A 23353-nucleotide genomic window follows, 5' to 3' on the forward strand; every position below is an offset into this window, starting at 1 on the left:
ACAAATTGTTCGAACCAGACAAAAGAACCGTCCCCTTGTCTGGTTTGGGTCAGTTTTTGACGGCATCGATGAGCTGCGCGACGCAGGGCTTTGGTTCACCGTTGATGTCAAAGAGCAGAGGATGCTGCTTGATGATTGGTGAACCAGGCTTCATTCCGAAGAAATCCAGCCAGGTATAATCGTCCGCTATACCCCAGGTGGTGACGCAGTCGATCACATCGGCATAGCTGCGATAGATCTCGAAGAGTTTGACGTAGATTTTGTTGATCTTTGCGAGCTTTTCGGGAGTTGTTTTCAGTGCTTCCTTAATATATTCCTCAAATCCCGGGTCTCCCGGCTTAAGGCGGTAATTACCCTGATTGAAGGTGGCCATCATGGAGATATCCAGCTCGGTCACATGGATACGCAGGCCCATATTTGCGTAGATTTCGATGGAGCGTTTGATTTCGTCATAATCGGGAACTGCCATATGGTGCTGCTGCATACCGATACCGTCGACGCGGCAGCCTTTTTCCTGCAGGTTACGGATCAGGGAAACGATACGATCCCGTTTATCCGGGACAGTTTCGCTATAGTCGTTATAAAAGAGCTGGGCATCAGGGGCGGCATATTTGGACATGGAGCGGAAGGCTGCTTCGATGAAGCCGGTGCCGCAGAGTTTATAGTACTCACTGTTGCGATAAACGGGGCTTTCTCCCGGATTCTTTTCCGGATCGGGTACGTCATCCCGGGTGGCTTCATTCACCACATCCCAGGCATATACATCCTGGTTGAAGTGCTCACACAGGGCTTTGCTGTGGGCATCAATGCGCTCATAAATCAACTCCGGCGCGGCGGGACGGTCACCGTCAAGATACATCCAGGCGGGCGTCTGGTTATGCCAGACAGGCGCATGGGCACGGATTTTCACGCTCATCTCCCGTGCCATAGCCACAATGGGATCTGCCAGATCAAAACAGAATTTCCCTTCCTCCGGCTCGGTCGGTTCATACTTCATTTCGTTTTCTGCCGTCAGACTGTTGAACTGCTGCAGAAGCAGGTCGTGATGCTTTTTGACCTGCATAGGGGAAACCGCTGCTCCGATTTTGAAATACTTTTCGTAAGCCTTGGCCAGAGAAAGAATTTCGCTCATCCAAGATCCCCTTCCTTAATCATTTTTGTTGATTAATTATACACCGTTGTACGTACATTATGTCAATAAGTTGTACCAACAAATGATTAAACAATACTTATTTCTGGTTGTTTTTATCTTGCCATACAATATCCGGGAGGATAGAATAAAACAGTGAAAAGAAAAAGCCGGATCTGATCCGGGCCTGAAGATCATTCTATCAGTTAAACGAGGCTATATGAACGAGAATGAAGCAACGCTCCGGCATCTGTTGGATCTGTGCCGGAGAAGTGAACGTACCGGAAGCTGGCAGTATTCCGGCTTTTTAACACCGGCTGAGCAGGATGAGCTTCTGCGCAGCCCGGAAGCGGCACGTTACTCTTTTGTCCTGACGGGAGGGCATGAGGCCGCGGAGCGGAAGATTCTCGCCGCAGGAGATGAAAGGGAGGCGGGGCAGCCGCTGCCGCCGATCAGCGTGGTGGCTGTGACGCCAAAGTCCATGAAATACGCGGAGGAACTGTCACACCGGGATTATCTGGGCGCAATCATGAACCTGGGGATAGACCGCAGCCTGACCGGGGATATCCTGGTGAAGGGCAAGAGGGCATGGTTCTTCTGTCTGTCTTCCGCAGCGGAAATGCTGGCATCTTCCCTGACACAGGTTCGTAAAACGGCGGTAAACGCAGAGGTGTGCGGAACAGACATTCCAGAAGTCCAACCCGAGTACGCCCCTCTGCGGCTGAATGTGATTTCGGAACGGCTGGACGCCATAACGGCGGCCTTCACGGGACTGTCCCGGGGACAGGCGGAAAAACTGTTCGGCGCGGAAAAAGTGTTTGTGAACGGACGCGTTATAACAGACAAGAGCACGAGGCTGAAGGAAGGGGATATCCTGTCGGTGCGAGGCTTCGGTAAGGCAGTATATGACGGAATAGAATATGAAACAAAAAAGAGCAGGCTGTGGGTTAGCCTGCGCAAATACGTTTGAAAGTTGACCTGGCTCGTAAGAACCGGGTTATTTTTTCAGGTTGAAATATTGATTCGGGATATGGCAGTAGCCGCCGGGGTTTTTGTCCAGGTATTTCTGGTGATACTCCTCGGCAGAGAAGAAATTCCGGAGGGGCTCCAGTTCCACAGCCAGCTTTGCGCCGGCTTTCTTTTCTTCTGCCTGATAAAAGGCCTGAATCTCCGGAAGGAGGGATTCATCCGTATAGTAGATACCGGTACGGTACTGAATGCCTTCATCATGTCCCTGGCGGTTGACGGACAGGGGATCAATGACCATGAAATAGTACTTCAGCAGTTCCGCAAGTGTGATACTGGTTTCGTCATAATCGATGCGGAGGGTTTCGGCATGGCCGCTGTCAGCGCAGACATCCTCATAGGAGGGAGCTTTGTCCGGACCGTTGGCATAACCGACTTCCGTGTGGAGAACGCCGTCAAACTGATCAAAGAACTTCTGCATTCCCCAGAAGCAGCCGCCGGCAAGATAAATGGTTTTCATGATTCCTGTTCCTTTCCTGTTGCAGTGTTCATAGAGCTTTCGATTGCCTCGCAGAAATCCGGCATCTCCCGCTTCAGCCGGACAAAACGGCCTTCCCGGGTCAGGAAGACATGCTCGGATCGGGCTTCACAGACGATATCGTCCGGGTTCTTTCGCATGACATAGCGGATGGTCATCACGACGCCATTGAAAGATTCAACCGATATGTTTACGCTGACCGTATCCCCGAAGGTGCAGGGAGTCTTATATTCACAGGAGATGGCTTTGACCGGGGAGACGATTCCTTTCTCTTCCATGGCCGCGTACGGGAATCCCAGCTGATCCATCCATTGGATCCGGGCTTCCTCCATCCAGTGGATATAGTTGGCGTGATGAACAACACCCATCATATCGGTTTCATAGTACTGAACCCGATGGGAATACGGCGCCATGAGCAACCCTCCCTGCAAAACAGTATATGGAGATTATACATCAGGATGGCGGGAATACAAGTGTGCGGTTATTGGTTTGCAATCCGGTCGGGTTTCTGTATAATGACAAAGACCGGTACTGACGCCGGCGGAGGAGAGTGACCGGAAATGACAGCGTATATCTGGGATCTGGACGGTACATTGCTGGATTCCTATGGCGTGATTGTTGAGGCAGCCGCCAGAACGGCAGCTGATGAAGGAATAAATGATCCGAAAGATTATATCCTGAAAGTTGTGAAGCAGAAATCCTGCACTGCCTACATGGAGGAGATCGGCAGTCAGTGCGGAAAGACGGTGCGAGAAGTGTTTGCCCAATACCAGAAGCATACACACGCACTGGATGACCTGATCACCCTGATTGACGGAGCGAAGGAAACGCTGGAAAGGCTGCAGGAAGCCGGGGCTGTTCATTTTGTCTATACACACCGGGGAAGTTCCTCCGAACCGATCCTGGAGCGGCTGGGAGTCCTGAAGTGCTTCAGGGAAGTGGTAACCTCCATGTATGGATTTGCGCCCAAACCCTCGGGTGAAGGGGTGAGGTTCCTGGTAGAGAAATACGGCCTGGATCCGGAACAGACCTGGTATGTGGGAGACCGGACGCTGGATGTTTACTGCGCGAAGGACGCAGGCGTGAAGGCTTTGCTTTTCCTGGCGCCGGACACCTGCGTTGAGGCAACGGGGCAGGAAGACAGGATCGTAAAGGATCTGAGGGAAATATAAAAACAATTCATAATTCATAATGAATGTTGTTGAGACAATGAAAAACCAGACAAGAGAACCGTCCCCTTGTCTGGTTTTTGTTTATTCAGCTTTTTCCGGAGTACCAAAGGGACAGGCAGCCATACAGAGCCCGCAGGCACTCTTCCGGCCGAGCTTGCGGATAAAGGCGCTGCGCATTTTATTGCAGCGATGAAAATCAATGATTTCTTCCCGCAGTTTACCGGCGTCCCACCGGACGTTCTTAAGCGCTTTGCAGGGGCAAATATCCACGCAGCGGCGGCAGTTTTCCGGACAACGGCTTTCAGTGATCGGCTCCCCATAGGTAAAGGGTGCGTTGATCAGCACGGCAGACAGCCGTACCCGGGGCCCGTAACGCTCAGTAATGATCACATCGTTCCGGCCGATCCAACCGATGCCGGCACGGGTTGCCGCATATTTGTAAGAGAATTCCGCCAGAAGGTCGGTTTCATTATTCTGGGCCATCGGCGGGATATAATATACGGCTTTCTGCTCTTTCAGCAGTGCTTCAAGTTTTTCCAGAAACGCTTCAAGCCGGTCCCGGGATGAGCAGATTGCCGCATCAAAATCCGGCTCTGTATAGCTCCCGGGCGTCAGCTGCTTTCCGTGAGGTACCGCCAGGACAAGGGCAGAAGGGTATTCCTGTGCAAGAGGACTGTAGGATATATCCGCAAACCCATAAAGGATATCCGGGTACTGTGCCAGGAGATTCCTGACAGCACTTTCGAGGATTGTCATTCCATAATCTCCATATATCTTCGGAAGGTTTTGAAGCCGGCGGCTTCATAGAAAGCCAGGGCACCGCGGTTGAACTCCCACATGTTAAGCTCAAGACGTTTGAACCCTTTTTTCTTTACGAAATCGAGAATGAAACGGATCATGGCACTGGCAACGCCCTGGCGCCTGAAGTGTTCATCCACGCAGAATTCATCAATATCCAGGAAATCCCGCTCAAACATGAAGGGGTTTTCCGGCCGGTTGATATGGTGCAGAATGGCAAAGCCGCAGACTTTTCCTTCTGCTTCCGCCACGACAATTTCCTGATCGGGATCCTTCCAGATTGTGAAAAGGTAATCCCGCAGCTCGTCGCAGAAACCGGGTTTAAAGACATCGGGTTTACCTTTCACATGTAAATCATTAACCACTTTGCGCAGTTTATTTACTGCTTCCAGATCCTCTTCCCGGGCAAAACGGACAATGACCGGAGCGGGAGACGTATGGCGTTCCACCGGGGTGCGGTCGCTCTGCAGCAAGGCGTAGCAGCAGACATCACAGATGCCCTGATTGTTTCTTCCGGCTCCGCGTTGAATGCCTTCTTTCAGCATACCGGCTTTTGCCATGACACGTCCGGATTTGGGGTTGTTTACATCATGATGGGCAGTGATGCGATGGAGGCTGACGGTGTCGAAAAGGTAATCCATAACAGCCCGCAGGGCTTCCGGCATGATCCCCCGGCCCCAGAAAGCTTTGCCCATGCAGTAGCCGATTTCTGCTTCCTCAAGCTGCTCAATTAAGTGCACAACAGCAATATTGCCGATAACGCTACCGGTCTCCTTCAGGACTATTGCCCACTGAAAGAAATCGCCGTCCTCATAGTGAGAAATCCAGTCATTCAATACCATGCGGGTAATATCCACGCTGGAATGTGTGGGCCAGGTCAGGAAACGGGTGACTTCCGGGTCGGAAGCCCAGTTATTGAACATATCTTCAGCATCTTCGATTTTAAACGGCCGAAGGATCAGCCGATGGGTTTCCAGGGTCTGTGTTCCGGTTTTATTCATAGGGAATATCCTTCCTTTCTCTTTTTTAGCAGCGTGAAACAGGAGATCAATTCAGTATTTTGACTTCAGGCTCCTGTTTACAGGCAGAACTTCATATATCCGCAGGTGAACGGAAAGAAATCATATTTCTCCGTGCCCGTATGAACCGCTCCGTTGCGTTCATACCATTGCCGGAGGACAGTGTTCTCTTCCACAATGCCCAGGTTGATAACTTTGCAATGCTGTTCCCTGGCCGTATCCATCGCATGTTTCAGCAGTTTCTCCCCGATTCCCTGATGCCTGTATTTCGGAAGAACCGCCAGGTTGCTCAGTTCACACTCACCGGAATCAAGAAGCTTCAGGGAATAATATCCGCGGATAATGCCGTCTTCCACATCTGCAAACATCAGCCGGTGCTCACCCTCCATCTGCCAGAGCAGCCATTCCTCTGTCATGGCAAAAGCGGTGAACCGGGGAGCATTTTCTTTTGTAAAACCAAATTCATCCGCAACTGTCCGGAAACTCTCCCGGATTACCCGGACACATTCGGTAATATCTGCTCGTTCAACTTTCCGGATCATTTGAATCACTGTTCCTTTCTCTTTAAAATCCAGATCAGGTTGCTCTGGTACCGGGAAGCAGAGGCAGGATCTTTCAGATCCTCCTTGTCTCCTTTATAACCGCGATAAATATCCAGCACTTCAAAACCGCAGAGCTGCGCCAGGAGGAACATTTCCCACCGCGTTGTCTGACGCATCATCAGGGGACGGATCCTTTCGCCGATAATTTCGTCCTTATCGTTGTATTCAACGAATTTCCAGTTGCCGCTCATCTGCTGCGTATAAGGATTGTAACTGATCGCATTATAAATCTTTTCCCGGTTTCCGTCATGGTTGACGTATTCCAGACGGAAGGAATAATCATCGGGAGACGTCTGCATCTGGGCTGCCTGTATCGGCGGCCAGGGGTCGAAGGTATTGAGCGTCAGGATGCCTCCGGGAAGCAGCTGCTCCCGCAGGTTTTTCAGGGCGGCAATCTGCAGGGCTTGATCCGGCAGGTGCATGAAACCGCTGCGGGCGATGATGGCCAGGGAATACTTTTTACCGGAGCTGAATTTTGTCATATCCGCGGGGATAATGTTCAGGGAAAGACCGAGAGCTTCCGCTTTGGCAGAAGCAACCTTACACATCTCCTCAGAAAGATCCGTACCGTCGACGCTGATACCGCGCTCCGCCAGGTAAAGCAGCACGGCACCCGTGCCGCAGGCAACGTCCACCACGCCGCCGGAACCGTGTTTCCGGGCCAGATCCAGGTAAAACTCCTGAAACCCCTCGTGATGATCCGTTCCCTGAGTGTACATGACCTCCAGATATCGGTCGTAGTTCTCGGCAACATCCCTGAAATCGTGCAGATCCATGGTACTCCTCCTCACTTTTTTTCTGATAAGATTCCGGATAAAAAAAGATCACTTATCCCGAGCGAGATAAGTGATCTTGATCAATGCGGCCGCATTTTCCGGAATCTACTTTTCTCTGCTCTTCAAACGGGTGTACGCGTAATAACCGTAGCCAGTATAAGCTGCGGTCTTCTTAGTCATGGTAGTGACTGCGTACTTCGCCATGAGAAGAGCTCCTTTCCGAAAAGATTGGAGCGAGTATACTCCATGAGATGTTTTTATGTCAAGCAGTTTTTTCAGGCTTCCGGTGTGACAGCTTCGGGAGAGGGTGTTTCCACTTCACGGAGATTCAGGCCCTCCACACCCGGATCCAGCCAGAGGGCGGGACGTACGGAATGGTTCACCAGCTGAACGCTGCTGCTGGCCAGGCTGCCGTCGTAATCCACGATCAGGGCTTTGCCCTGGACTTTGCCGGGTGAACGGAGCCACCAGGTGCCGCCCGGACGGTCTTCGGTCATGTATTCTTTCCAGCGGTAAGCACCATGGGAAGCGGCAATGCTGGTCGGTGCGCACATTCTGGTTCCGTCGCCGAGAAGATACTTTGCGAAAGCTTCCCTGTAGCTCAGCAGGAAAACCCGGTCCAGGGTATCGGCGCCGCCGGGAAGGTCTGTTTTACGTCCCTGATCAGGACCGTTACTTACCTCGGTAACCAGGATGGCAGACTGCTCCTCGGGCGTGAAGGAAGTTTCCAGGAAATCGCTGTTCATCCAGCTGCGCAGGGTGCTGTCTTCCCAGGTGGTTTCTGTATTTCCGTCGTTATATGGTACAGCATCAAGACCATAGCGACTCAGGAGCAGGAGGTTGCCATCCTGTTCCTCCAGTACAATCCACTCTATTTCTTCCGGACCGTTATCCGGATTGTTATCCTGTTCATATTTCCCAAAGGTGAGGATTGTCCGGGCATTTTCCGCGGCATCCAGGATTTCAGCTTCGCCGCTGCCACCGAACATATAAAGAAGGATAACGATCAGAAACAGGACATAACCAATACGTTTCATAACAGTCACATCATGAGTTTCCATTACTGCATACCTCCTTCCACGATACCAGCATAGCAAACAAGTCTTACTTTCAGGTGACTTTTACCTTACAGTTTCGTAAGGGGGCTACGTCATCGTTTAATGCGATGACAATGAAGAATGAAAAATGAAGAAAAACAGAAAAACTCCTGCGTTGAAGGCAGGAGTTTTGAATAAAGACCGAATAAGCGGATATAAAGTTATTTTACGGGGGGCGCGGCGGTGCCCTCGTCAAACAGGCGGACAGGAAGGACAATCACCTGCGGCGGCAGATCGGGATGCTCAATACGGTTCAGGAGCAGACGGACGCCGTTGGACGCGACGCTCTGCCCTTCAGAGAAGATGCTGGTGAGCTTCGGCAGATATGGGATATCCCCGCGGAGATGGTCAAAGCTGACGATGGAAATATCTTTGGGTATTTCCAGACCCATGTCGGCCAGCTCAAGCATGACGGGATAGGAAACCTCATCACGGAAGGAAACAAGGGCAGTATAGTCCAGCGGGAACAGCAGTTCCCGGAGGGTGGAATCAGCCAGGGCAGCTTCCACCTTTTCGCCCGGAACGACCCGGATATTGCTTTCGGGGATTCCGTATTCCCGCATGGCCTGCATGAAACCTTCGAGACGGTCAATCTGGGAACTGGAACGGTTTTCACCGGACATGAAGAGGTATTTCTTATGACCGAGCCCCGCAAGATGAACACCGGCGAGGAAGCCGCCCTGACGGTCATCGCAGCGCACGTTGTCCGTCACGATATCCTGGATCCGGCGGTCCAGCAGCACAAAGGGCATGTTGTTCTTCTGCATGATCTCGATATGGCTGCGGTTGTTCATATAGGGGAAATACAGGATGCCGTCCACGGACTGGGAGATGGCAGAGCGGATCAGGTGCTCGCCCAGCTCTTCATTAAGGCCCATGCACAATACCATGATGTTGTATCCGGCCTGGCGCAGCTCGCTGTCCATGACGGTAAGCATGTTACAGAAGTGGAGGTTGTGAACGTCATTGACGATAACAGCGATATTTCCGCTTCTTCCTGAACGAAGGGTGGAGGCAAGGGAATTGCGGATATATCCCATCTGTACCGCAGCCGCCCTGATCTTTTCACGGGTGGATTCCGGAAGCCGCGGATCCCCGCGGAGCGCCCGGGAAACTGTGTTGACGGTATAGCCGCATGCGCCGGCGACATCCCTGAGGGTAATGCGGTTGACAGCCATTCAGATCCCTCCACGAATTAGATTAACGTTATTACAAATATTATATCATAAAACTGTATCCAAAGACAATTTCTGCCATTCTTACTTCTTTGTAAACAATCGGTTAAAAAAGATTTATGATAAATTTGTCAAAAAACTCTTGACATTTGACCAAATAACCTATATCATTAAATCAACAGATAGGATTAACGATAATCCTACAAAAAAGGGAATAAAAAAGAGGAGGAAACGAACCATGAAGAAACTGTTGGCTGTTCTGCTGACGCTGGCCCTGATGCTGGGCATGTGCAGCGCCGTGGCGGAAGAAGAACCCATCAAACTGACCCTGTGGACATTCCAGGAACTGCATACCCAGCTCTATAAAGAGATGGAAGCATCCTGGAACGCGAACCCGGACAACCCCAAGATTGAGATCGACATGCAGGTTTATCCCTACGACGATATGCACAGCAAGCTGACCCTTGCCCTGCAGAGCGGCGAAGGCGCTCCTGATATCGTGGACATCGAAATCAACCAGTTCGCGAACTACCTGAAGGGCGACATCCAGCTGGCGGACATCAACGACATCGTTGAGCCCATCAAGGACAAGCTGGTTATGAGCCGCTTCAACAACTATGCCAAGGATGGCAAGTACTACGGCATCGACCATCATATCGGCGCCTGCATCATGTTCTACAACACCGAGATTCTTGAGGCCGCCGGTATCAACTATCAGGATATCAAGACCTGGGAAGACTATCATGAAGCCGGCAAGGTTGTGCTGGAAAAGACCGGCAAGCCGATGTGCACCTGGGAATCCACCGACTGCTGGAGCATTTATCCCCTGGTTAACCAGCACGGCGGCGACTGGCTGACCCCCGATGGACAGGTCCGGATGGACGAGCCCGTGGTTGTCAACACCCTGGCCTTCATGAAGAGCATGCTGGATGACGGAACGGCTGTTGCGGCCCCCGGCGGATTCCATCACGCTGAAGAGTACTACGGCGAAATGAACGGCGGCGCCTTTGCTTCCGTCAGCATGCCGTTCTGGTACCTGAACCGGTTCACCGATTATATGCCTGACCTGTCCGGCAAGATGAAGGTTGCCCCGATGCCCCTGTGGTCTGACGGCGGACACAAATCCGCTCAGATGGGCGGTACCGGCACCGCGGTTGTGAAGACCAGCGCCAACCTGGACATTGCCAAGCAGTGGCTGGCTTATGCTACCCTGAGCTTCGAAGGCTGCGTGAAGACCTGGACCATCCTGGGATTCGATCCCATCATGACCGAAGTTTACGGCGCACCCGAGATGATGGAGCCGAACAAGTTCTTCGACTACTACGGAAACGACATCTTTGATATGCTGAAGACCCTGCTGGATGACATTCCGGACACCTGCATCTCCGAATACTTCCCGGCAGCCAGCGATATCGTCAAGCAGCATATGGCGTATGACCTGGTCATTGGCGGCGGCGATCCCGAAGCCATTGCCCAGAGCTGCGCGCAGGAACTGAGAGACGCGATTGATTAATCTTCCCTGATACGGGCCGGCCGGAGGGAATCCTCCGGTCGGCTTCTTCCGGTTATATTCCGTTTTCTTTTACGGAGGCTGATTGTATGCAGCAGGTATCAAAACGACCCAACAAAGTGATTGCTTTCCTGACGAGCAGGAAAGCAGTACCCTATGTGTTTGTTGCGCCGTTTATCATTTATTTTCTCCTGATCTACCTGTATCCGACGGTATCCACAATCCTGATGAGTTTTCAGCGGATTGACGGGCCGACGATCAGCACCTGGATCGGGCTTTCCAATTACCAGAAACTGTTTTCCCGCAATTTTATCCAGTCACTGGAGACAACCACCCGTTATGCCTTCTGGGATGTTGTGATTCTGACCTCTGTGCCGCTGATTTTCGCGGTGGTTCTGCATTCCGGACTGGTCAAAGGCGCAGCTTTCTTTAAATCCCTATTCTTTATCCCGGCACTGACTTCCATTATTGTGGCCGGTATTGTGTTCCGCCTGGCCTTCGGAACGCAGGATACCGCGCCGGTTAACGCGCTGGTGACCGCACTGGGCGGACAACCGAGAAAATGGCTGATGTTTGCCGATACCGGCAACCTGGCCCTGATTGTGATGACACTCTGGCGCTGGATGGGCGTCAATATTATCTACTACCTGTCCGGGATCCAGGCGATTCCGACTGACCTGTATGAGGCGGCGGAAATCGATGGCGCCAATCCTGTACAGCGTTTCTTCCATGTGACACTTCCCGGTATCAAGCCGGTTTTGATATACGTGATTACCATTACGGTGCTCGGCGGCTTTGCCATGTTTACCGAGTCTGTTGCCCTGTGGGCGCAGAACAATCCCGGCGGCGTCGGCCGGACGATCGTCGGCTATCTGTATCAGGTGGGTATCAGTAAAGCCAATATGGGTATGGCTTCCGCCGTTGGCCTGACCCTGCTGGTGCTGGTGCTGGGCGTGAACCTGATCCAGCTGGTACTGATGGGATTCTTCAGGAAGGAGGACGCTTGAACATGAAAACCAAAAAGCATTTCAATAAGCGAAAAGCAACACTCTCCTTCCTGGCAACGGGCCTGATGATTATTTGGGCGTGTGTGGCTATGCTGCCATTCGCCTTCATGTTCTGCAGCTCACTGAAGCCCGGCGAGGAAATGCTGCGGAAGGGCCTGAGCCTGACCATTGAACCGGGCATCTCCTCCTTCGGCAATTACAACGCGCTTAACACCTACCGGGACGGCATCTACTGGCACTGGTATAAGTCCAGCGTCATTATCATGGTGCTTCAGACTGTGATCGGCCTGTTCTTCGGCTCCATGGTCGGATACGGCCTGGCAATGTATAACTTCAAGGGCAGGAACCTCATCTTTACCCTAGTGCTGGTTGTGATGATGATTCCGTTTGAGATCCTGCTGCTGCCGCTGTACCGGATGCTGATCCGTACGAAGATGACGGATAACTACTTTGGTGTGGTGCTGCCATACCTGGTTCCGCCCTTTATGATTTTCTTCTTCCGGCAATATGTGCTGGGACTGCCCAAAGAACTTCTTGAAGCCGGAAGGATTGACGGCTGTACCGATTACGGTGTATTCTTCCGAATTATGGTACCGATTATGATTCCGGCCTTCGGAGCCATGACGATTCTCAGCGGCATGAACAGCTGGAACAACCTGCTCTGGCCTATGATTGTGCTGAGTTCCAATGAGAAATTTACGATTCCCATCGGTATGGGTACGACCATCACCCCCTACGGAAATGCCTATGACGTGCTGATGCCGGGCGCGGTGATGGCGGTTGTGCCGATTATCATTATCTATCTGTGTGCCCAGAAGACTTTCATTGCAGGTCTCACCGCAGGCAGTGTGAAGGGCTGAGCGGGCCGGAAAAGGAGAAAGACACATGAAAAAAGCATCCATGATTCTGGACAGGGATTACCGGATCGGCCAGGTGGATCCGCGCATCTTCGGCTCGTTTATCGAGCATCTTGGACGCGCTGTTTACGGCGGCATCTATGAACCGGGTCATCCAATGGCTGATGAAGCGGGTTTCCGGAAAGACGTAATTGAAAAGGTCCGGGAAATCGGCGTTCCGATCGTCCGCTATCCCGGCGGAAACTTTGTTTCCGGATTCAACTGGGAAGATTCTGTCGGACCGCGGGAGCTGCGGCCGAAACGGCTGGATCTGGCCTGGTTCACGACGGAGAGCAATGAAGTGGGCTTGCATGAGTTTGCCGACTGGTCTGAAAAGGTCGGCAGTGAAATCATGTATGCCATCAACCTTGGCACCCGGGGACCGGAAAACGCCCGGGACATCGTGGAATACGCGAACCATAAGGGCGGCAGCAAATTCAGCGATATGCGGATCAAAAACGGAAGGAAAGATCCGCTGGGCATCAAAATGTGGTGCCTGGGCAATGAGATGGACGGCCCCTGGCAGATGGGACACAAGACTGCCCTGGAATACGGCCACATTGCCAATGAAGCTGCCAAGATGATGAAGTGGGTGGATCCCTCCATCGAACTGGTAGCCTGCGGTTCTTCCTCCTCCCAGATGCCTACCTTCGGTGACTGGGAGCTGACGGTGCTGAACGAGTGCTATGAGAACATCGACTACGTCTCCCTACACCGCTACTACGGCAATCCCACAAACGATACCCCCGGCTTCCTGGCCCGGAGCATGGACCTGGATGACTTTATCCATACAGTGATTTCCATCTGCGACGCGGTAAAGGGCAAGAAGCACCAGAAGAAGCAGGTGAATCTATCCTTTGACGAGTGGAACGTATGGTATCACTCCAACCAGCAGGACCAGGAGATCTGGAAGCAGGAGAAGTGGGGTCCCGCCCTGCCGCTGCTGGAGGATGTCTACAACTTCGAGGATGCCCTGCTGGCCGGCAGTATGCTGATTACCTTCCTGCGCAACGCGGACCGGGTGAAGGTGGCATGCCTGGCACAGCTGGTGAACGTCATTGCGCCGATTATGACCCGGAAGGGCGGCGGATGCTGGGCGCAGACGATTTTCTACCCCTATCTGCATGTGAGCCGGTACGGCCGCGGAACAGCCCTGAAGGCAATCGTGGATACACCGGTGTATGACTGCACGGACTATGAAGGCGTTCCGCTGGTTGACGCCACAGCTACGCTGGGCGATGACGGAAGCGTGACGGTCTTCTGCGTGAACCGGGATATGAAGGAAGACTTCTGCCTGAACCTGGATCTGCGTTCCTTCGGCGAGCTGCGCCTGGAAGAGCATATCCTGCTGCATCATGATGACGTGAAGGCAGTCAATACCGAAGAAAATCCCGGAAATGTCATGCCGACAGCAGGCCCCGGCGGCATTGTCGACGGCGGCAAAGCAGAGATCAGACTGCCGGCGCTGAGCTGGAACGTGATCCGGTTTGTGAAGCCCTGAACAAAATGATAAATAAAGACAGGAGCCTTTCAACCGTTACGGTGAAAGGCTTCTGCTTTTTAGGAAGATATTACCTCAATACGACAGCTTCCGCGTTTACCCAAAGTGCCGGGCGGAAGGCAGTATTGTTGAAGTGAATGTTGGAGAACATTTCGCTGCCGTCATAATCAACCAGCATGGCGTTGATCAGATCGTCAGAGGGAGACCGGAGCCACCAGGCACCGCCGTCCTGGGTGCAGAAGACACCGTTGGCAATGGCAGTCTGGGAGGGCTCACACAGTCTGTCCTCCAGTTCGGGGAAGTAGGTTACGAAGACTTCGCGGTAGCTGAGCAGAAAGATTTTATCTTCAGTGTCGGGGCCTCCATCGACACTGAACTTTGCTCCCTGGTTGGAGCCGTTGACTACTTTTGTAGTCTGGATAGCGGCCTGTTCTTCATCAGTAAAGGACTTCTGCAGGAATTCGCTGTTCATCCAGCGGCGCAGGGAGCACTGCTCCCAAGTGGACTTGCCATCTTCATTATGGTAAGGAATGGTGTCCAGGCCGCACTTGCTGAGCAGCAGGCATTTTCCGTCTTTCTCTTCCAGGACGATCCACTCGATGGGTTCCTGCCCGTTGCCGGGGTTGTTGTCCTGGTCATAAGCGCCAAAGGTTACTGTTTTACGGGCTGTTTTGTTAATGTTCGCAGCTTCTGCACTGCCGCCTCCGATATTGAAGATGTGTACGGCAAGTACAACCAGGAACAGAATATAACCGATTCTTTTCAAGATGATGTTATCGTAAGTTTCCATCGATTCATCCCTCCTCGCCAACAAGAATAGCAAACGAATCTTACTTTCAGGTGACTTTCAGCTTACAGTTTTGTAAGGTGGAGCGGAATATGGACTTTTGATAACGAATCGTATAGAATATGCAGCTAAGAAAACGTGATGGACTCCGTCACAGAGGTGAAAGCATGGCTTCAGTAACCGGTGACTTTTCCAAGGGAAAGGTTTCCATGGTCATCCTGAAACTCGGCCTGCCCATGATGCTGGCTGAGCTTGTTCACGTGCTTTACAACATTGTGGACAGAATGTACATCGGCCATATGCCGGAAGGCGGAACACTGGCGCTGACTGGCCTGGGGATCTGCTTTCCGCTGATCACGCTGATCGGAGCCTTTGCCAATCTCTTTTCCACCGGCGGAGCCACCCTGGCTACCATTGCCCGGGGCGCAAAGGAAGACCGGAAAGCGGAAAGAATCATGGGCACCTCTTTTACAATGCTCCTGCTGATCGGACTGCTCCTGACCGGACTGCTGTACCTGACGGCGCCTGTCACGCTGCGGTGGCTGGGCGGGGATGACGAGACCATTCCCACTGCGATGGGATATTTCCGGATCTATGTGCTGGGCACGGTGTCCGTGCTGATCAGCCTGGGAATGAATCCCTTCATCAGCGCCCAGGGCTTTCCAAAGATCGGTATGGGAACGATTCTCATTGGTGCGATTCTGAATATTGCGCTGGATCCGCTGATGATCTATACGATGAACATGGGCATCCGCGGAGCGGCGCTGGCAACGGTTGTTTCCCAGACGGCCAGTGCAATATGGGTGCTGGGCTTCCTCAGGAGCAGGCGGGCAGTACTGCGCCTGACAGGACTGCATCTGGACTGGAATGAACTGAAAAGAATTGTGAGCCTGGGTGTGACCGGATTTACCTTCCGGGTAACGAACAGCATTACGCAGGCGATCGTAAACATCATGCTCAAGACCTGGGGCGGACCGCTCAGCACAATCTATGTGGGCGCCATGAGCCTGATCAACTCCCTGCGGGAGATCATGAGTCTGCCCAACAGCGGGATTGTTATGGGCGGCCAGAGTGTCATGAGCTACAATTACGGCGCGAAACTGTATCCGCGTGTATCAAAGAGCATTCGCTTTATCTTCCTGAGCGGACTGTTCGTGAATATTGTCATGTGGCTGCTCGTGATGATTGTTCCCGAGCCGTTAATCCGCATTTTTACATCCGATGAGCAGCTGATCCGGACAGCCGTAGTCTGTGCCAGGATCTACTTCGGCGCTTTCCCGTTCATGGCTATGCAGCAGGCGGGACAGTCAACTTTTGTTTCGCTGAACTATCCCCGATATGCGCTTTTCTTCTCCCTGCTGAGAAAAATTGTACTGGTGGCGCCGCTGACGCTGCTGCTGCCGAATATCGGCCTGGGGGTGCACGGCGTTTTCTGGGCAGAGTTCGCCAGCCAGGTGATCGGCGCGACCGCCTGCTTTACAACAATGTATAGGGTTATCTGGAGACATTTGCGAAAAGAAACAAACCAACTGATCAGATAACATATCCTCAATAAATGGTGACTGGTCCGCGGCAATACTGCCGCGGGCTTGTTTTTTGTCTTGTACATCTGTTCCTGCTATCAAAGATGAAAACGCTTAATGTGAAAATAAGAAATAATTAAGGAATGAGCAAGGGACAGCTTAAGACTTTCAAGGTGGAATGCGGTAGGATAGAGTCGGATTAAGGACTGTGACATGTTATGGAGGAGATTGAACATGAACAGGAATGTCATTTTAACGGCAAAGGATTTGTCGAAAACTTTTTCCAACGCTTCCGAGCAGCAGCACGTGCTGAAGAACCTGAACCTGGATATTTACCAGGGTGACTTTACGGTGATCATGGGCAACTCCGGATCCGGTAAGAGCACTCTGCTGTACGCGTTGAGCGGTATGGACCGGCCGTCCCTGGGGACAATCACCTATACAGGCACAAACGGTACCAGACCGGAGGAAATATCGAAATACAGCAATGACAGGCTGGCACGGTTCCGCCGGAATCACTGCGGATTTGTCTTCCAGCAGAATTACCTGAACGACAGCATGAGCGCGCTGGATAATGTGATGGTCAGCGGCATGCTGACAACAAAGAACCGGAAGGAGCTGGCAGACAGGTCCAAAGAACTGCTGCAGAGCGTTGAAATCGGTGAGAAGGACTGGAAGAAGTTTCCGGCCCAACTGTCCGGCGGCCAGCAACAGCGGGTGGCGGTGGTACGCGGCGTGATCAACCGGCCGGAAATCCTCTTTGCGGATGAACCAACCGGTGCTTTGAATTCCCAGAACACGAACAACGTGCTGGAAATCCTGTCCGCGCTTAATAATGACGGGCAGAGCATTGTGATGGTTACCCACGCAATCCGGGCGGCAGAAAGAGGGAACAGGATCCTTTACCTGGCCGACGGTGTGATTCTGGATGAGATCGAAATCGGACCGTATCGGGGAGACTATAAGGACAGCTCAAACCCGCAGCAGGCTGAGGCACAGGAACGCCACAGGAAGCTGAAGGATTTCCTGGCGGACATGGGCTGGTAAGGAGACAAGGCATGAACAGACTGTTTTTTATCGCCGGGAATAACGCTAAGAAACAGAAGGGCGATATGATCACTTTCTTTCTTCTGACGCTGGTGGCGGCGTTCCTGCTTTTCGACGCGATTTCCGCAATTACCGGTATGAGCCGGGTGCTGGATGACCGGTTTGCTGAAACCCGGGGAGCAGAAATGATGCTGATCACGGGGGACACAGATGAGGAACGGGACTGCGCCAGGCGGGCTATCAGGGAAAACGCACACGTGAAAGACTATGAAGCATCGCCTGCCTTATGTCCGATTTTTCGGTACCGGAACGCGGAAAACGAAGAATGGAAGGAGTATTCGTTCCTGATTGAAAGCACTTCCACAGAAAAGAAGTACATGGTTCACGAACTGAACGGAGCAGGGGGAGCGAAAAATGAAATTTATCTGCCGTTGTACCTGAAGGGACAGTTCCCCATTGGTGATACGATGCAGATCCGGGTTGACGACGATATCTATGACCTGCGGGTGGCCGGATATGTGGAGGAACCGTACTTTTGCAGTTCTATGAACATAACGACATACTATAGTTACCTGTCACAGGAAATGATGGATACCATGCTGGCGGAGCATCCTGTGCTGGAAGACGCCAGGCGGATCATCAGCAAGGCCGTGATGGATGAAGAAAGTGTCACCGCGGGTTATCCAACATCCGACCTGGAAAAAGAGATCACGGACCGCTACAAAGAACTGATAAACCCATACGGAAACGCGCATCCGGAACGCAACTATTTCAACTATTTGTCGGTTAGCTGGGAGTTTATGAGAGGCGGATCCCAGTTTATACCGATGATTGTGAGCGGTATTGTAATGCTCTTTGCGGTGATTATCTTTACCGTAGCCATGATCATCATCTGCTTCAGCATCAGGAATTTTATCCAGCGAAGCATGAAAGATACAGGAGTGCTGGAGGCCAGCGGATATACCGTAAAAGAACTGCGGGCGGCACTGACGATGCAGACAGGACTGGTTGCGCTGCTTGGCACCCTGGCCGGAATCGGATTGGGTATCGCAACATTCGGTGCTTTCGAAAATGTGATCAGTGCGATTCTCGGATTGACATGGAACCAGCCTGTGAATGCGGTGGCTGCCGTAATGGCGGCTATTGTCCTTCCGGCTTTTGTGATCCTGATCACAAGGGGAGTCAGCAGGGCGTACCTGAAATATACTGTGCTGGACGCGCTCAGGGGAGGAATCAGCAACCATAACTACAGGAAAAACCATTTCAGTTTTGAAAAGACAGCACTGCCGGTTCCGGTTGTGCTGTCCATGAAGGAAATGATGGGCAGCAAAGGGCGGAATATCGCACTGGCACTGATTGTCGCGATTCTTACGATTTCGACGCTGATGGGATTCGGCTGCTATGAAAACTTCGGAAAGAGCGCGGACAAACTGATTGAACTGATGGGCTTTGAAGCAGGTACCATTGCCGTGACCGGGAGACGGGAACTGGGAGACGAACTGCGGAAACTCAAGGGTGCGGAGAACGTCCTGGGGGTATACAAGTTTGAGCCCACCTATTCTTTCGGGGACAAGGAAAAGACTGTGACCACCTATGCCGTGGATGATATGGAAAACACGCTGCATACCATCCTGATTGACGGAAGAACGGTAAAGCATGATAACGAGGTGATGCTGACCAGTTCAATCGCCAGGGATCTCGGAGTCAAAATCGGCGATGTGGTTACGGTATCCTTCGGAGATGCATCCGCAGATTATCTGGTGACCGGCCTGAACCAGCGAATGGAACAGATGGGAAGAAGCGGCTGCATGATCTTTGAAGCCGCCGAAAGAATTCTGCCGAATCTGTCAGTGGTCGACTATTATGTGACCGGCGCTGCAGATGTGACCTTCGCTGATTTGAAAAAAGAGATCGACAGGCTGGGTACGGAGCGGGGAGAGACCTACGCGACCGCTGACCTGGGAGAAGAACTGGAAAGCACAATCGGCACGATGTCCACGGCTATGCGTGCCCTGTGTATCGGGATTGCGATACTGACCGTCCTGGTTGTAATCTTTGTGGAAGCGCTGATTATCCGGGCCAAGATTGTCCGTGAATGGCGCGGAATGGGCATCAGCAAGGCTCTTGGCATGACCTCGGGCGGATTAATCACACAGATCATGCTTTCCAGTATTCCGGCAGTGACGGCAGGCGTCCTGATTGGCGCATTGTTTTCACAGCCGGCGGGAAGCAGCCTGTGCATTACCGCATTCTCCATCTTCGGACTGGAAAAAGTGCCGTTCCATGTCCCGGTGTTCTATATGATTGCCACAGGACTGGCTATCCTGGCTGTGGCCCTGGTCACGGCAGGCATTTTCGGGCTGAAGGTTCGGAAGATCAATCCGGTTGAAATGATTACAGAAGAGTGATTGAGAATGATAACAGGGAACGATGCCTTAACGGCACCGTTCCCTGTTATGTTCCGGATTCTTTACAAAAACAAACTGGCGTTGTACAGTAGGACAAAATGACAGAAAAGCACGGAGGAAAAGATGCACTACAACTGCCTGATTGTGGATGATGAGGAAGAGCTTGCCAGGATGACAGCGGAATACTTCCGGATGTTTGACGTGAGCACGGAATATGTTACGTCACGGGAAGCATGCTATGCCTTCCTGAAAGAGCATACCGCTGATCTGATCCTGCTGGATATCAACCTGGGAGACGGAACGGGCTTTGAAGTATGCAAGAGGCTCCGTGAAGAAACCCAGATTCCGATCCTCTTTGTCAGCGCCCGGCAGAGCGATGACGACGTGCTGGTGGCACTGAGTATCGGCGGGGATGACTATATCAAAAAACCTTACAGCCTTTCCGTACTGCTGGCCAAGGTCAAGGTGAACCTGAAACGCGTAGAACAGCTGAAAAAGGTCAACGTTCAGGCAGGTACGGAAATGAAAGAAGTCCCGGAGAACGCCGCGGGAACCGGAAAGGGCAGCACTCTCACACTGGATGAATCCACAATGTCCGCGATCCTGAACGGTGAACGGATTGCCCTCAAGGCCAAGGAGTTTGCGCTGCTGCAGTGCCTGTACCAGCACAGGAACACGATTGTGAAAAAGGATATCCTTTTCGAGGAAGTATGGGGAGACAGCTTCTTCAGCGACGGAACGCTGAATGTGCATGTGAGGAAACTGCGGGAGAAACTGGAGAATGATCCGAATAATCCGCAGATGCTGAAGACAGTCTGGGGAACAGGATACATACTGGAAATCTGAAAGAAATAAGAGGAATCAGGATAAGGAGTCGGGCGGATGAAACAGATCAGAATCCTGGCAATTGTCTTTACGGTACTGATGCTGGCGTCCCTGCTGATCGGACTGCGGATAGAAAACGGAATTTCCTTCCAGCGGAGGGATATCAGTGAATACAACGACCTGATCTACCGGATGTATGAGGATTACCGGGCCGGCAAACCGACAGAGGAACTGGAAGAAAAATATCACTGCAATATTGTCCTGTCCGCAGATTTCGTGAACACGGATATGACGAAGTACTATGCGGACGGAGCCCTGGTGCTGGATTTCGTACCGGACGGAGCAACCGCCGGGAAAGTGGCCTGGGATGACAGGAAGGAAACATGGCAGGCTCAGGAAAAGCAACTGCGAAAAACCTTGCTGGTTCTCTGGGGAACAATCACGGCAGCAGGATACCTGTTCCTGCTGGTTGTTTATCTTGTTGTGGTGAAACCAATCCGGGAGTTTGAAAGATTTGCCGGAGATGTGGCCAAGGGACATCTGGACGTCCAGCTGCCCAGAAGGCGGCTGAATCTGTTCGGCAACTTCACAGAAAGCTTTGACATGATGCGGGAAGAACTCCGGAATGCCCAGGATCGTGAAGTGCAAGCCAACAAAGCCAAACGGGAAATGGCGGCCGGACTGGGACATGACATCAAAACACCGGTGGCAACTATCCGGGCTGCCTGCGAAGTGCTGGAAGCGAAGTATAGCGGCGAAAAAGATATCATGGATAAGATGTCGGTGATATCCGCCAGGACCGAAACCATTAACCAGCTTGTGAACAATCTGTTCCATTCCACCCTGGAAGAGCTGGAAGAACTTCCTGTGACACCGGCGGAAACTGTCTCCTCAAAAATTGAAGGTTTTTTCTCGGGCATGAACCAAAAAGAGGACATAGTTTTTGACAATCATATTCCAGACTGCCTGGTATATATTGATCCGATCCGGATGGAGCAGGCGGTGGACAATGTGATCAGCAATTCCCGGAAGTATGCCGGTACGGATATCCATGTGTTTTTTGATCAGGTGGACGGCGTCAGCGAGGAGAACGGCGGCGTAAGCCGATTTATCCGGATCACTGTAAGGGATGCCGGGCCGGGAGTGCCGGAGGAAGAACTGGGCCAGATTACCGGCAAATACTTCAGGGGTTCCAATGCTGCCGGACAGGAAGGTTACGGCCTGGGAATGTATCTGGTAAAATGGTATATGGAAAAGCAGAGCGGCGGTCTGGAGTATTATAACGACAACGGATTTGTTGTGGAACTGCTCGTCAGGAAAGTATAAAACAAAGAAATCAGGGAGGCTGTCAGATTATGCGGCTGTTATTTGAAATGGACAAACATGACTATGATGAATGCACTCATTCTTTTTCCCGGCCGTCCGCACGGAGCATCATCATCCGGGATGGAAAAGTGGCAATGATTCACAGCATGAAATATGACTACTATAAGTTCCCGGGCGGAGGGATCGAGCAGGGAGAAGATCCCGCGGAAGCGATGATCCGGGAAACCCGGGAAGAAACGGGACTGGTTGTGATTCCGGAAACAGTCAAAGAGTATGGACTGGTTCACAGGATCCAGAAGAGCGACAGCGATCCGACGGAAGTATTTATCCAAGATAACTACTATTATCTCTGTGACGCGGAGGAGACAGTTGTTTCCCAGCATCTGGACGGGTATGAATCCAAAGAAGATTATCAGCTGGAATTTGTGGATCCCTACGCGGCCATTGAAAAGAACAGCAGGGATATCCACGGTCCCTATAACCCGATGATGTTCCAGCGGGAAGCCAAGGTGCTGAACATGCTTATTGCTGAGGGTCACCTTGGTTCGCGTCAGGACGATCAATGACAATGACGTCCATTTCCCGGGCCAGGGCCGGAAGGACTTTTTCCTCCAACCCTCCGGCTGAACCGGAATCCTTGGTTACCATCACATGGATATTAAAATGATCATACAGGGCGCCGTTTAGTTCCGGCGAGAAAGGTCCCTGCATGGCAATGATATGGGACGGATGAATGCCGGCAAGTTCACAGAACTCCAGTGCTGCCCGGGTTGGAAGCACCCGCACCCAGAGCCTTTCGGCGGGGATTGTGGCTGCATAGGTGCTCAGCGTCTGGCTGCCGGTGGTCAGCAGGATGTTCCCGCCGGTTTCCGTCAGAAGATGCGCGGCATGCTCCGCGCTTTTCGCATGGCGGACAAGCGTACTCCAGGAACCGGAAACGGAAGGGCGGGAAATCCGTTCATACGGGATATCAAGTTCCGTGCAGCAGGCTCGGATATTATCGGTGGCTTTGACTGCATAGGGGTGAGTTGCGTCAATGACGCGGCCGGGACGGAGCGTGCGTATAAACTCCAGCATCTCATTCCGGTCCAGCCGTCCGATATGACAGTTTGTACCGGGCGGCAGCAGGGATGCACCATATTCAGTCGCGACGCATACAAGGGCGTCTTTTTCTTTTTCCGCGGCCAGACGGCCTTCAGAGGTGCCTCCGAAGATCAGGGTGACTGCCATGAATATCACCTCCGGGATGAT

At 52.2% G+C, this 23353-nt stretch carries 23 protein-coding genes; 12 read left to right on the plus strand and 11 right to left on the minus strand.

All coding sequences use genetic code 11. From position 1 onward, the window contains the following. Positions 1-49: 49 nt before the first annotated feature. A complete protein-coding gene (locus JYE49_RS14560; RefSeq protein WP_093956892.1) occupies positions 50-1132 on the minus strand; it encodes an endo-1,4-beta-xylanase in 1083 nt (360 codons plus the stop codon). 217 nt (positions 1133-1349) lie between these two features. On the opposite strand from JYE49_RS14560, the gene JYE49_RS14565 reads away from it, so the two are divergent. Beyond that, positions 1350-2099 carry a YlmH/Sll1252 family protein gene (locus JYE49_RS14565; RefSeq protein ID WP_093956891.1) on the plus strand — a complete coding sequence of 250 codons (750 nt, stop codon included), beginning with the start codon at positions 1350-1352 and terminating at the stop codon, positions 2097-2099. A gap of 27 nt (positions 2100-2126) precedes the next feature. On the opposite strand, the gene msrA is transcribed toward JYE49_RS14565, so the two are convergent. Then, positions 2127-2615, minus strand: a complete 489-nt coding sequence (msrA, locus tag JYE49_RS14570) for a peptide-methionine (S)-S-oxide reductase MsrA (RefSeq protein WP_093956890.1) — start codon at positions 2613-2615, stop codon at positions 2127-2129. Continuing rightward, positions 2612-3046 carry an acyl-CoA thioesterase gene (locus tag JYE49_RS14575; protein WP_093956889.1) on the minus strand — a complete coding sequence of 145 codons (435 nt, stop codon included), beginning with the start codon at positions 3044-3046 and terminating at the stop codon, positions 2612-2614. Before JYE49_RS14575 ends, msrA begins: the two co-directional genes overlap by 4 nt. 147 nt (positions 3047-3193) lie before the next feature. Between JYE49_RS14575 and JYE49_RS14580 the strand changes: the two genes are divergently transcribed. Beyond that, a complete protein-coding gene (locus JYE49_RS14580) occupies positions 3194-3805 on the plus strand; it encodes an HAD-IA family hydrolase (RefSeq protein ID WP_093956888.1) in 612 nt (203 codons plus the stop codon). Positions 3806-3886: 81 nt separating this feature from the next. Here JYE49_RS14580 and JYE49_RS14585 read toward each other — a convergent pair whose 3' ends face one another. From JYE49_RS14585 to JYE49_RS14615, 6 genes are all read right to left on the minus strand, one after another. After that, positions 3887-4561 (minus strand): 4Fe-4S double cluster binding domain-containing protein, encoded by a 675-nt coding sequence (locus JYE49_RS14585; RefSeq protein ID WP_283399350.1) that lies wholly within the window; start codon positions 4559-4561, stop codon positions 3887-3889. After that, positions 4558-5604, minus strand: coding sequence for a GNAT family N-acetyltransferase (locus JYE49_RS15295; RefSeq protein WP_179217289.1), 1047 nt, complete (start codon positions 5602-5604; stop codon positions 4558-4560). The genes JYE49_RS14585 and JYE49_RS15295 overlap by 4 nt, the downstream gene beginning before the upstream one ends. Positions 5605-5681: 77 nt before the next feature. Beyond that, positions 5682-6164: a GNAT family N-acetyltransferase gene (locus JYE49_RS14600; protein ID WP_093956887.1), complete on the minus strand. Its 483-nt coding sequence runs from the start codon at positions 6162-6164 to the stop codon at positions 5682-5684. 5 nt (positions 6165-6169) lie between these two features. Then, positions 6170-7000: a class I SAM-dependent methyltransferase gene (locus tag JYE49_RS14605; RefSeq protein WP_093956886.1), complete on the minus strand. Its 831-nt coding sequence runs from the start codon at positions 6998-7000 to the stop codon at positions 6170-6172. A gap of 275 nt (positions 7001-7275) precedes the next feature. Further along, complete coding sequence (locus JYE49_RS14610) at positions 7276-8061, minus strand: DUF6273 domain-containing protein (protein ID WP_093956885.1); 786 nt, start codon at positions 8059-8061, stop codon at positions 7276-7278. A gap of 197 nt (positions 8062-8258) precedes the next feature. Continuing rightward, complete coding sequence (locus JYE49_RS14615) at positions 8259-9275, minus strand: LacI family DNA-binding transcriptional regulator (protein ID WP_093956884.1); 1017 nt, start codon at positions 9273-9275, stop codon at positions 8259-8261. 235 nt (positions 9276-9510) lie between these two features. On the opposite strand from JYE49_RS14615, the gene JYE49_RS14620 reads away from it, so the two are divergent. From JYE49_RS14620 to arfA, 4 genes are all read left to right on the plus strand, one after another. Further along, positions 9511-10785, plus strand: coding sequence for an ABC transporter substrate-binding protein (locus JYE49_RS14620; RefSeq protein ID WP_179217288.1), 1275 nt, complete (start codon positions 9511-9513; stop codon positions 10783-10785). 86 nt (positions 10786-10871) lie between these two features. Further along, positions 10872-11789 (plus strand): carbohydrate ABC transporter permease, encoded by a 918-nt coding sequence (locus JYE49_RS14625; protein WP_093956882.1) that lies wholly within the window; start codon positions 10872-10874, stop codon positions 11787-11789. Positions 11790-11791: 2 nt separating this feature from the next. Then, a complete protein-coding gene (locus JYE49_RS14630; protein ID WP_093956881.1) occupies positions 11792-12649 on the plus strand; it encodes a carbohydrate ABC transporter permease in 858 nt (285 codons plus the stop codon). Positions 12650-12674: 25 nt separating this feature from the next. Continuing rightward, positions 12675-14186, plus strand: coding sequence for an arabinosylfuranosidase ArfA (arfA, locus tag JYE49_RS14635; protein ID WP_093956880.1), 1512 nt, complete (start codon positions 12675-12677; stop codon positions 14184-14186). A 70-nt stretch (positions 14187-14256) separates the two neighbouring features. Here arfA and JYE49_RS14640 read toward each other — a convergent pair whose 3' ends face one another. Then, on the minus strand, positions 14257-14976 hold the full coding sequence (locus JYE49_RS14640; RefSeq protein WP_093956879.1) for a DUF6273 domain-containing protein: 720 nt from the start codon (positions 14974-14976) through the stop codon (positions 14257-14259). 164 nt (positions 14977-15140) lie between these two features. On the opposite strand from JYE49_RS14640, the gene JYE49_RS14645 reads away from it, so the two are divergent. From JYE49_RS14645 to JYE49_RS14670, 6 genes are all read left to right on the plus strand, one after another. Continuing rightward, complete coding sequence (locus tag JYE49_RS14645; RefSeq protein ID WP_093956878.1) at positions 15141-16514, plus strand: MATE family efflux transporter; 1374 nt, start codon at positions 15141-15143, stop codon at positions 16512-16514. Positions 16515-16730: 216 nt separating this feature from the next. Beyond that, complete coding sequence (locus JYE49_RS14650) at positions 16731-17543, plus strand: ABC transporter ATP-binding protein (RefSeq protein ID WP_093956877.1); 813 nt, start codon at positions 16731-16733, stop codon at positions 17541-17543. Between the two features lie 11 nt (positions 17544-17554). Continuing rightward, positions 17555-19951 (plus strand): ABC transporter permease, encoded by a 2397-nt coding sequence (locus JYE49_RS14655; protein ID WP_093956876.1) that lies wholly within the window; start codon positions 17555-17557, stop codon positions 19949-19951. A 123-nt stretch (positions 19952-20074) separates the two neighbouring features. Next, positions 20075-20797: a response regulator transcription factor gene (locus tag JYE49_RS14660; RefSeq protein ID WP_093956875.1), complete on the plus strand. Its 723-nt coding sequence runs from the start codon at positions 20075-20077 to the stop codon at positions 20795-20797. A gap of 36 nt (positions 20798-20833) precedes the next feature. Further along, positions 20834-22102, plus strand: a complete 1269-nt coding sequence (locus JYE49_RS14665) for a HAMP domain-containing sensor histidine kinase (protein ID WP_093956874.1) — start codon at positions 20834-20836, stop codon at positions 22100-22102. Between the two features lie 29 nt (positions 22103-22131). Further along, a complete protein-coding gene (locus JYE49_RS14670) occupies positions 22132-22668 on the plus strand; it encodes an NUDIX hydrolase (RefSeq protein ID WP_093956873.1) in 537 nt (178 codons plus the stop codon). On the opposite strand, the gene cobK is transcribed toward JYE49_RS14670, so the two are convergent. Then, positions 22625-23332, minus strand: coding sequence for a precorrin-6A reductase (gene cobK, locus JYE49_RS14675; RefSeq protein WP_093956872.1), 708 nt, complete (start codon positions 23330-23332; stop codon positions 22625-22627). The two genes, JYE49_RS14670 and cobK, sit on opposite strands and share 44 nt — an antisense overlap. Positions 23333-23353 lie beyond the last annotated feature (21 nt).

The organism is Aristaeella hokkaidonensis (assembly GCF_018128945.1).
In the GTDB taxonomy this organism is placed as follows: Bacteria; Bacillota; Clostridia; order Christensenellales; family Aristaeellaceae; genus Aristaeella; species Aristaeella hokkaidonensis.

What these genes read in the sequence shown, in the direction of transcription:
- JYE49_RS14560 (WP_093956892.1), bottom strand. Translation starts at nt 1,132, where the DNA reads ATGAGCGAAATTCTTTCTCTGGCCAAGGCTTACGAAAAGTATTTCAAA.
- JYE49_RS14565 (WP_093956891.1), top strand. Translation starts at nt 1,350, where the DNA reads ATGAACGAGAATGAAGCAACGCTCCGGCATCTGTTGGATCTGTGCCGG.
- msrA (WP_093956890.1), bottom strand. Translation starts at nt 2,615, where the DNA reads ATGAAAACCATTTATCTTGCCGGCGGCTGCTTCTGGGGAATGCAGAAG.
- JYE49_RS14575 (WP_093956889.1), bottom strand. Translation starts at nt 3,046, where the DNA reads ATGGCGCCGTATTCCCATCGGGTTCAGTACTATGAAACCGATATGATG.
- JYE49_RS14580 (WP_093956888.1), top strand. Translation starts at nt 3,194, where the DNA reads ATGACAGCGTATATCTGGGATCTGGACGGTACATTGCTGGATTCCTAT.
- JYE49_RS14585 (WP_283399350.1), bottom strand. Translation starts at nt 4,561, where the DNA reads ATGACAATCCTCGAAAGTGCTGTCAGGAATCTCCTGGCACAGTACCCG.
- JYE49_RS15295 (WP_179217289.1), bottom strand. Translation starts at nt 5,604, where the DNA reads ATGAATAAAACCGGAACACAGACCCTGGAAACCCATCGGCTGATCCTT.
- JYE49_RS14600 (WP_093956887.1), bottom strand. Translation starts at nt 6,164, where the DNA reads ATGATCCGGAAAGTTGAACGAGCAGATATTACCGAATGTGTCCGGGTA.
- JYE49_RS14605 (WP_093956886.1), bottom strand. Translation starts at nt 7,000, where the DNA reads ATGGATCTGCACGATTTCAGGGATGTTGCCGAGAACTACGACCGATAT.
- JYE49_RS14610 (WP_093956885.1), bottom strand. Translation starts at nt 8,061, where the DNA reads ATGGAAACTCATGATGTGACTGTTATGAAACGTATTGGTTATGTCCTG.
- JYE49_RS14615 (WP_093956884.1), bottom strand. Translation starts at nt 9,275, where the DNA reads ATGGCTGTCAACCGCATTACCCTCAGGGATGTCGCCGGCGCATGCGGC.
- JYE49_RS14620 (WP_179217288.1), top strand. Translation starts at nt 9,511, where the DNA reads ATGAAGAAACTGTTGGCTGTTCTGCTGACGCTGGCCCTGATGCTGGGC.
- JYE49_RS14625 (WP_093956882.1), top strand. Translation starts at nt 10,872, where the DNA reads ATGCAGCAGGTATCAAAACGACCCAACAAAGTGATTGCTTTCCTGACG.
- JYE49_RS14630 (WP_093956881.1), top strand. Translation starts at nt 11,792, where the DNA reads ATGAAAACCAAAAAGCATTTCAATAAGCGAAAAGCAACACTCTCCTTC.
- arfA (WP_093956880.1), top strand. Translation starts at nt 12,675, where the DNA reads ATGAAAAAAGCATCCATGATTCTGGACAGGGATTACCGGATCGGCCAG.
- JYE49_RS14640 (WP_093956879.1), bottom strand. Translation starts at nt 14,976, where the DNA reads ATGGAAACTTACGATAACATCATCTTGAAAAGAATCGGTTATATTCTG.
- JYE49_RS14645 (WP_093956878.1), top strand. Translation starts at nt 15,141, where the DNA reads ATGGCTTCAGTAACCGGTGACTTTTCCAAGGGAAAGGTTTCCATGGTC.
- JYE49_RS14650 (WP_093956877.1), top strand. Translation starts at nt 16,731, where the DNA reads ATGAACAGGAATGTCATTTTAACGGCAAAGGATTTGTCGAAAACTTTT.
- JYE49_RS14655 (WP_093956876.1), top strand. Translation starts at nt 17,555, where the DNA reads ATGAACAGACTGTTTTTTATCGCCGGGAATAACGCTAAGAAACAGAAG.
- JYE49_RS14660 (WP_093956875.1), top strand. Translation starts at nt 20,075, where the DNA reads ATGCACTACAACTGCCTGATTGTGGATGATGAGGAAGAGCTTGCCAGG.
- JYE49_RS14665 (WP_093956874.1), top strand. Translation starts at nt 20,834, where the DNA reads ATGAAACAGATCAGAATCCTGGCAATTGTCTTTACGGTACTGATGCTG.
- JYE49_RS14670 (WP_093956873.1), top strand. Translation starts at nt 22,132, where the DNA reads ATGCGGCTGTTATTTGAAATGGACAAACATGACTATGATGAATGCACT.
- cobK (WP_093956872.1), bottom strand. Translation starts at nt 23,332, where the DNA reads ATGGCAGTCACCCTGATCTTCGGAGGCACCTCTGAAGGCCGTCTGGCC.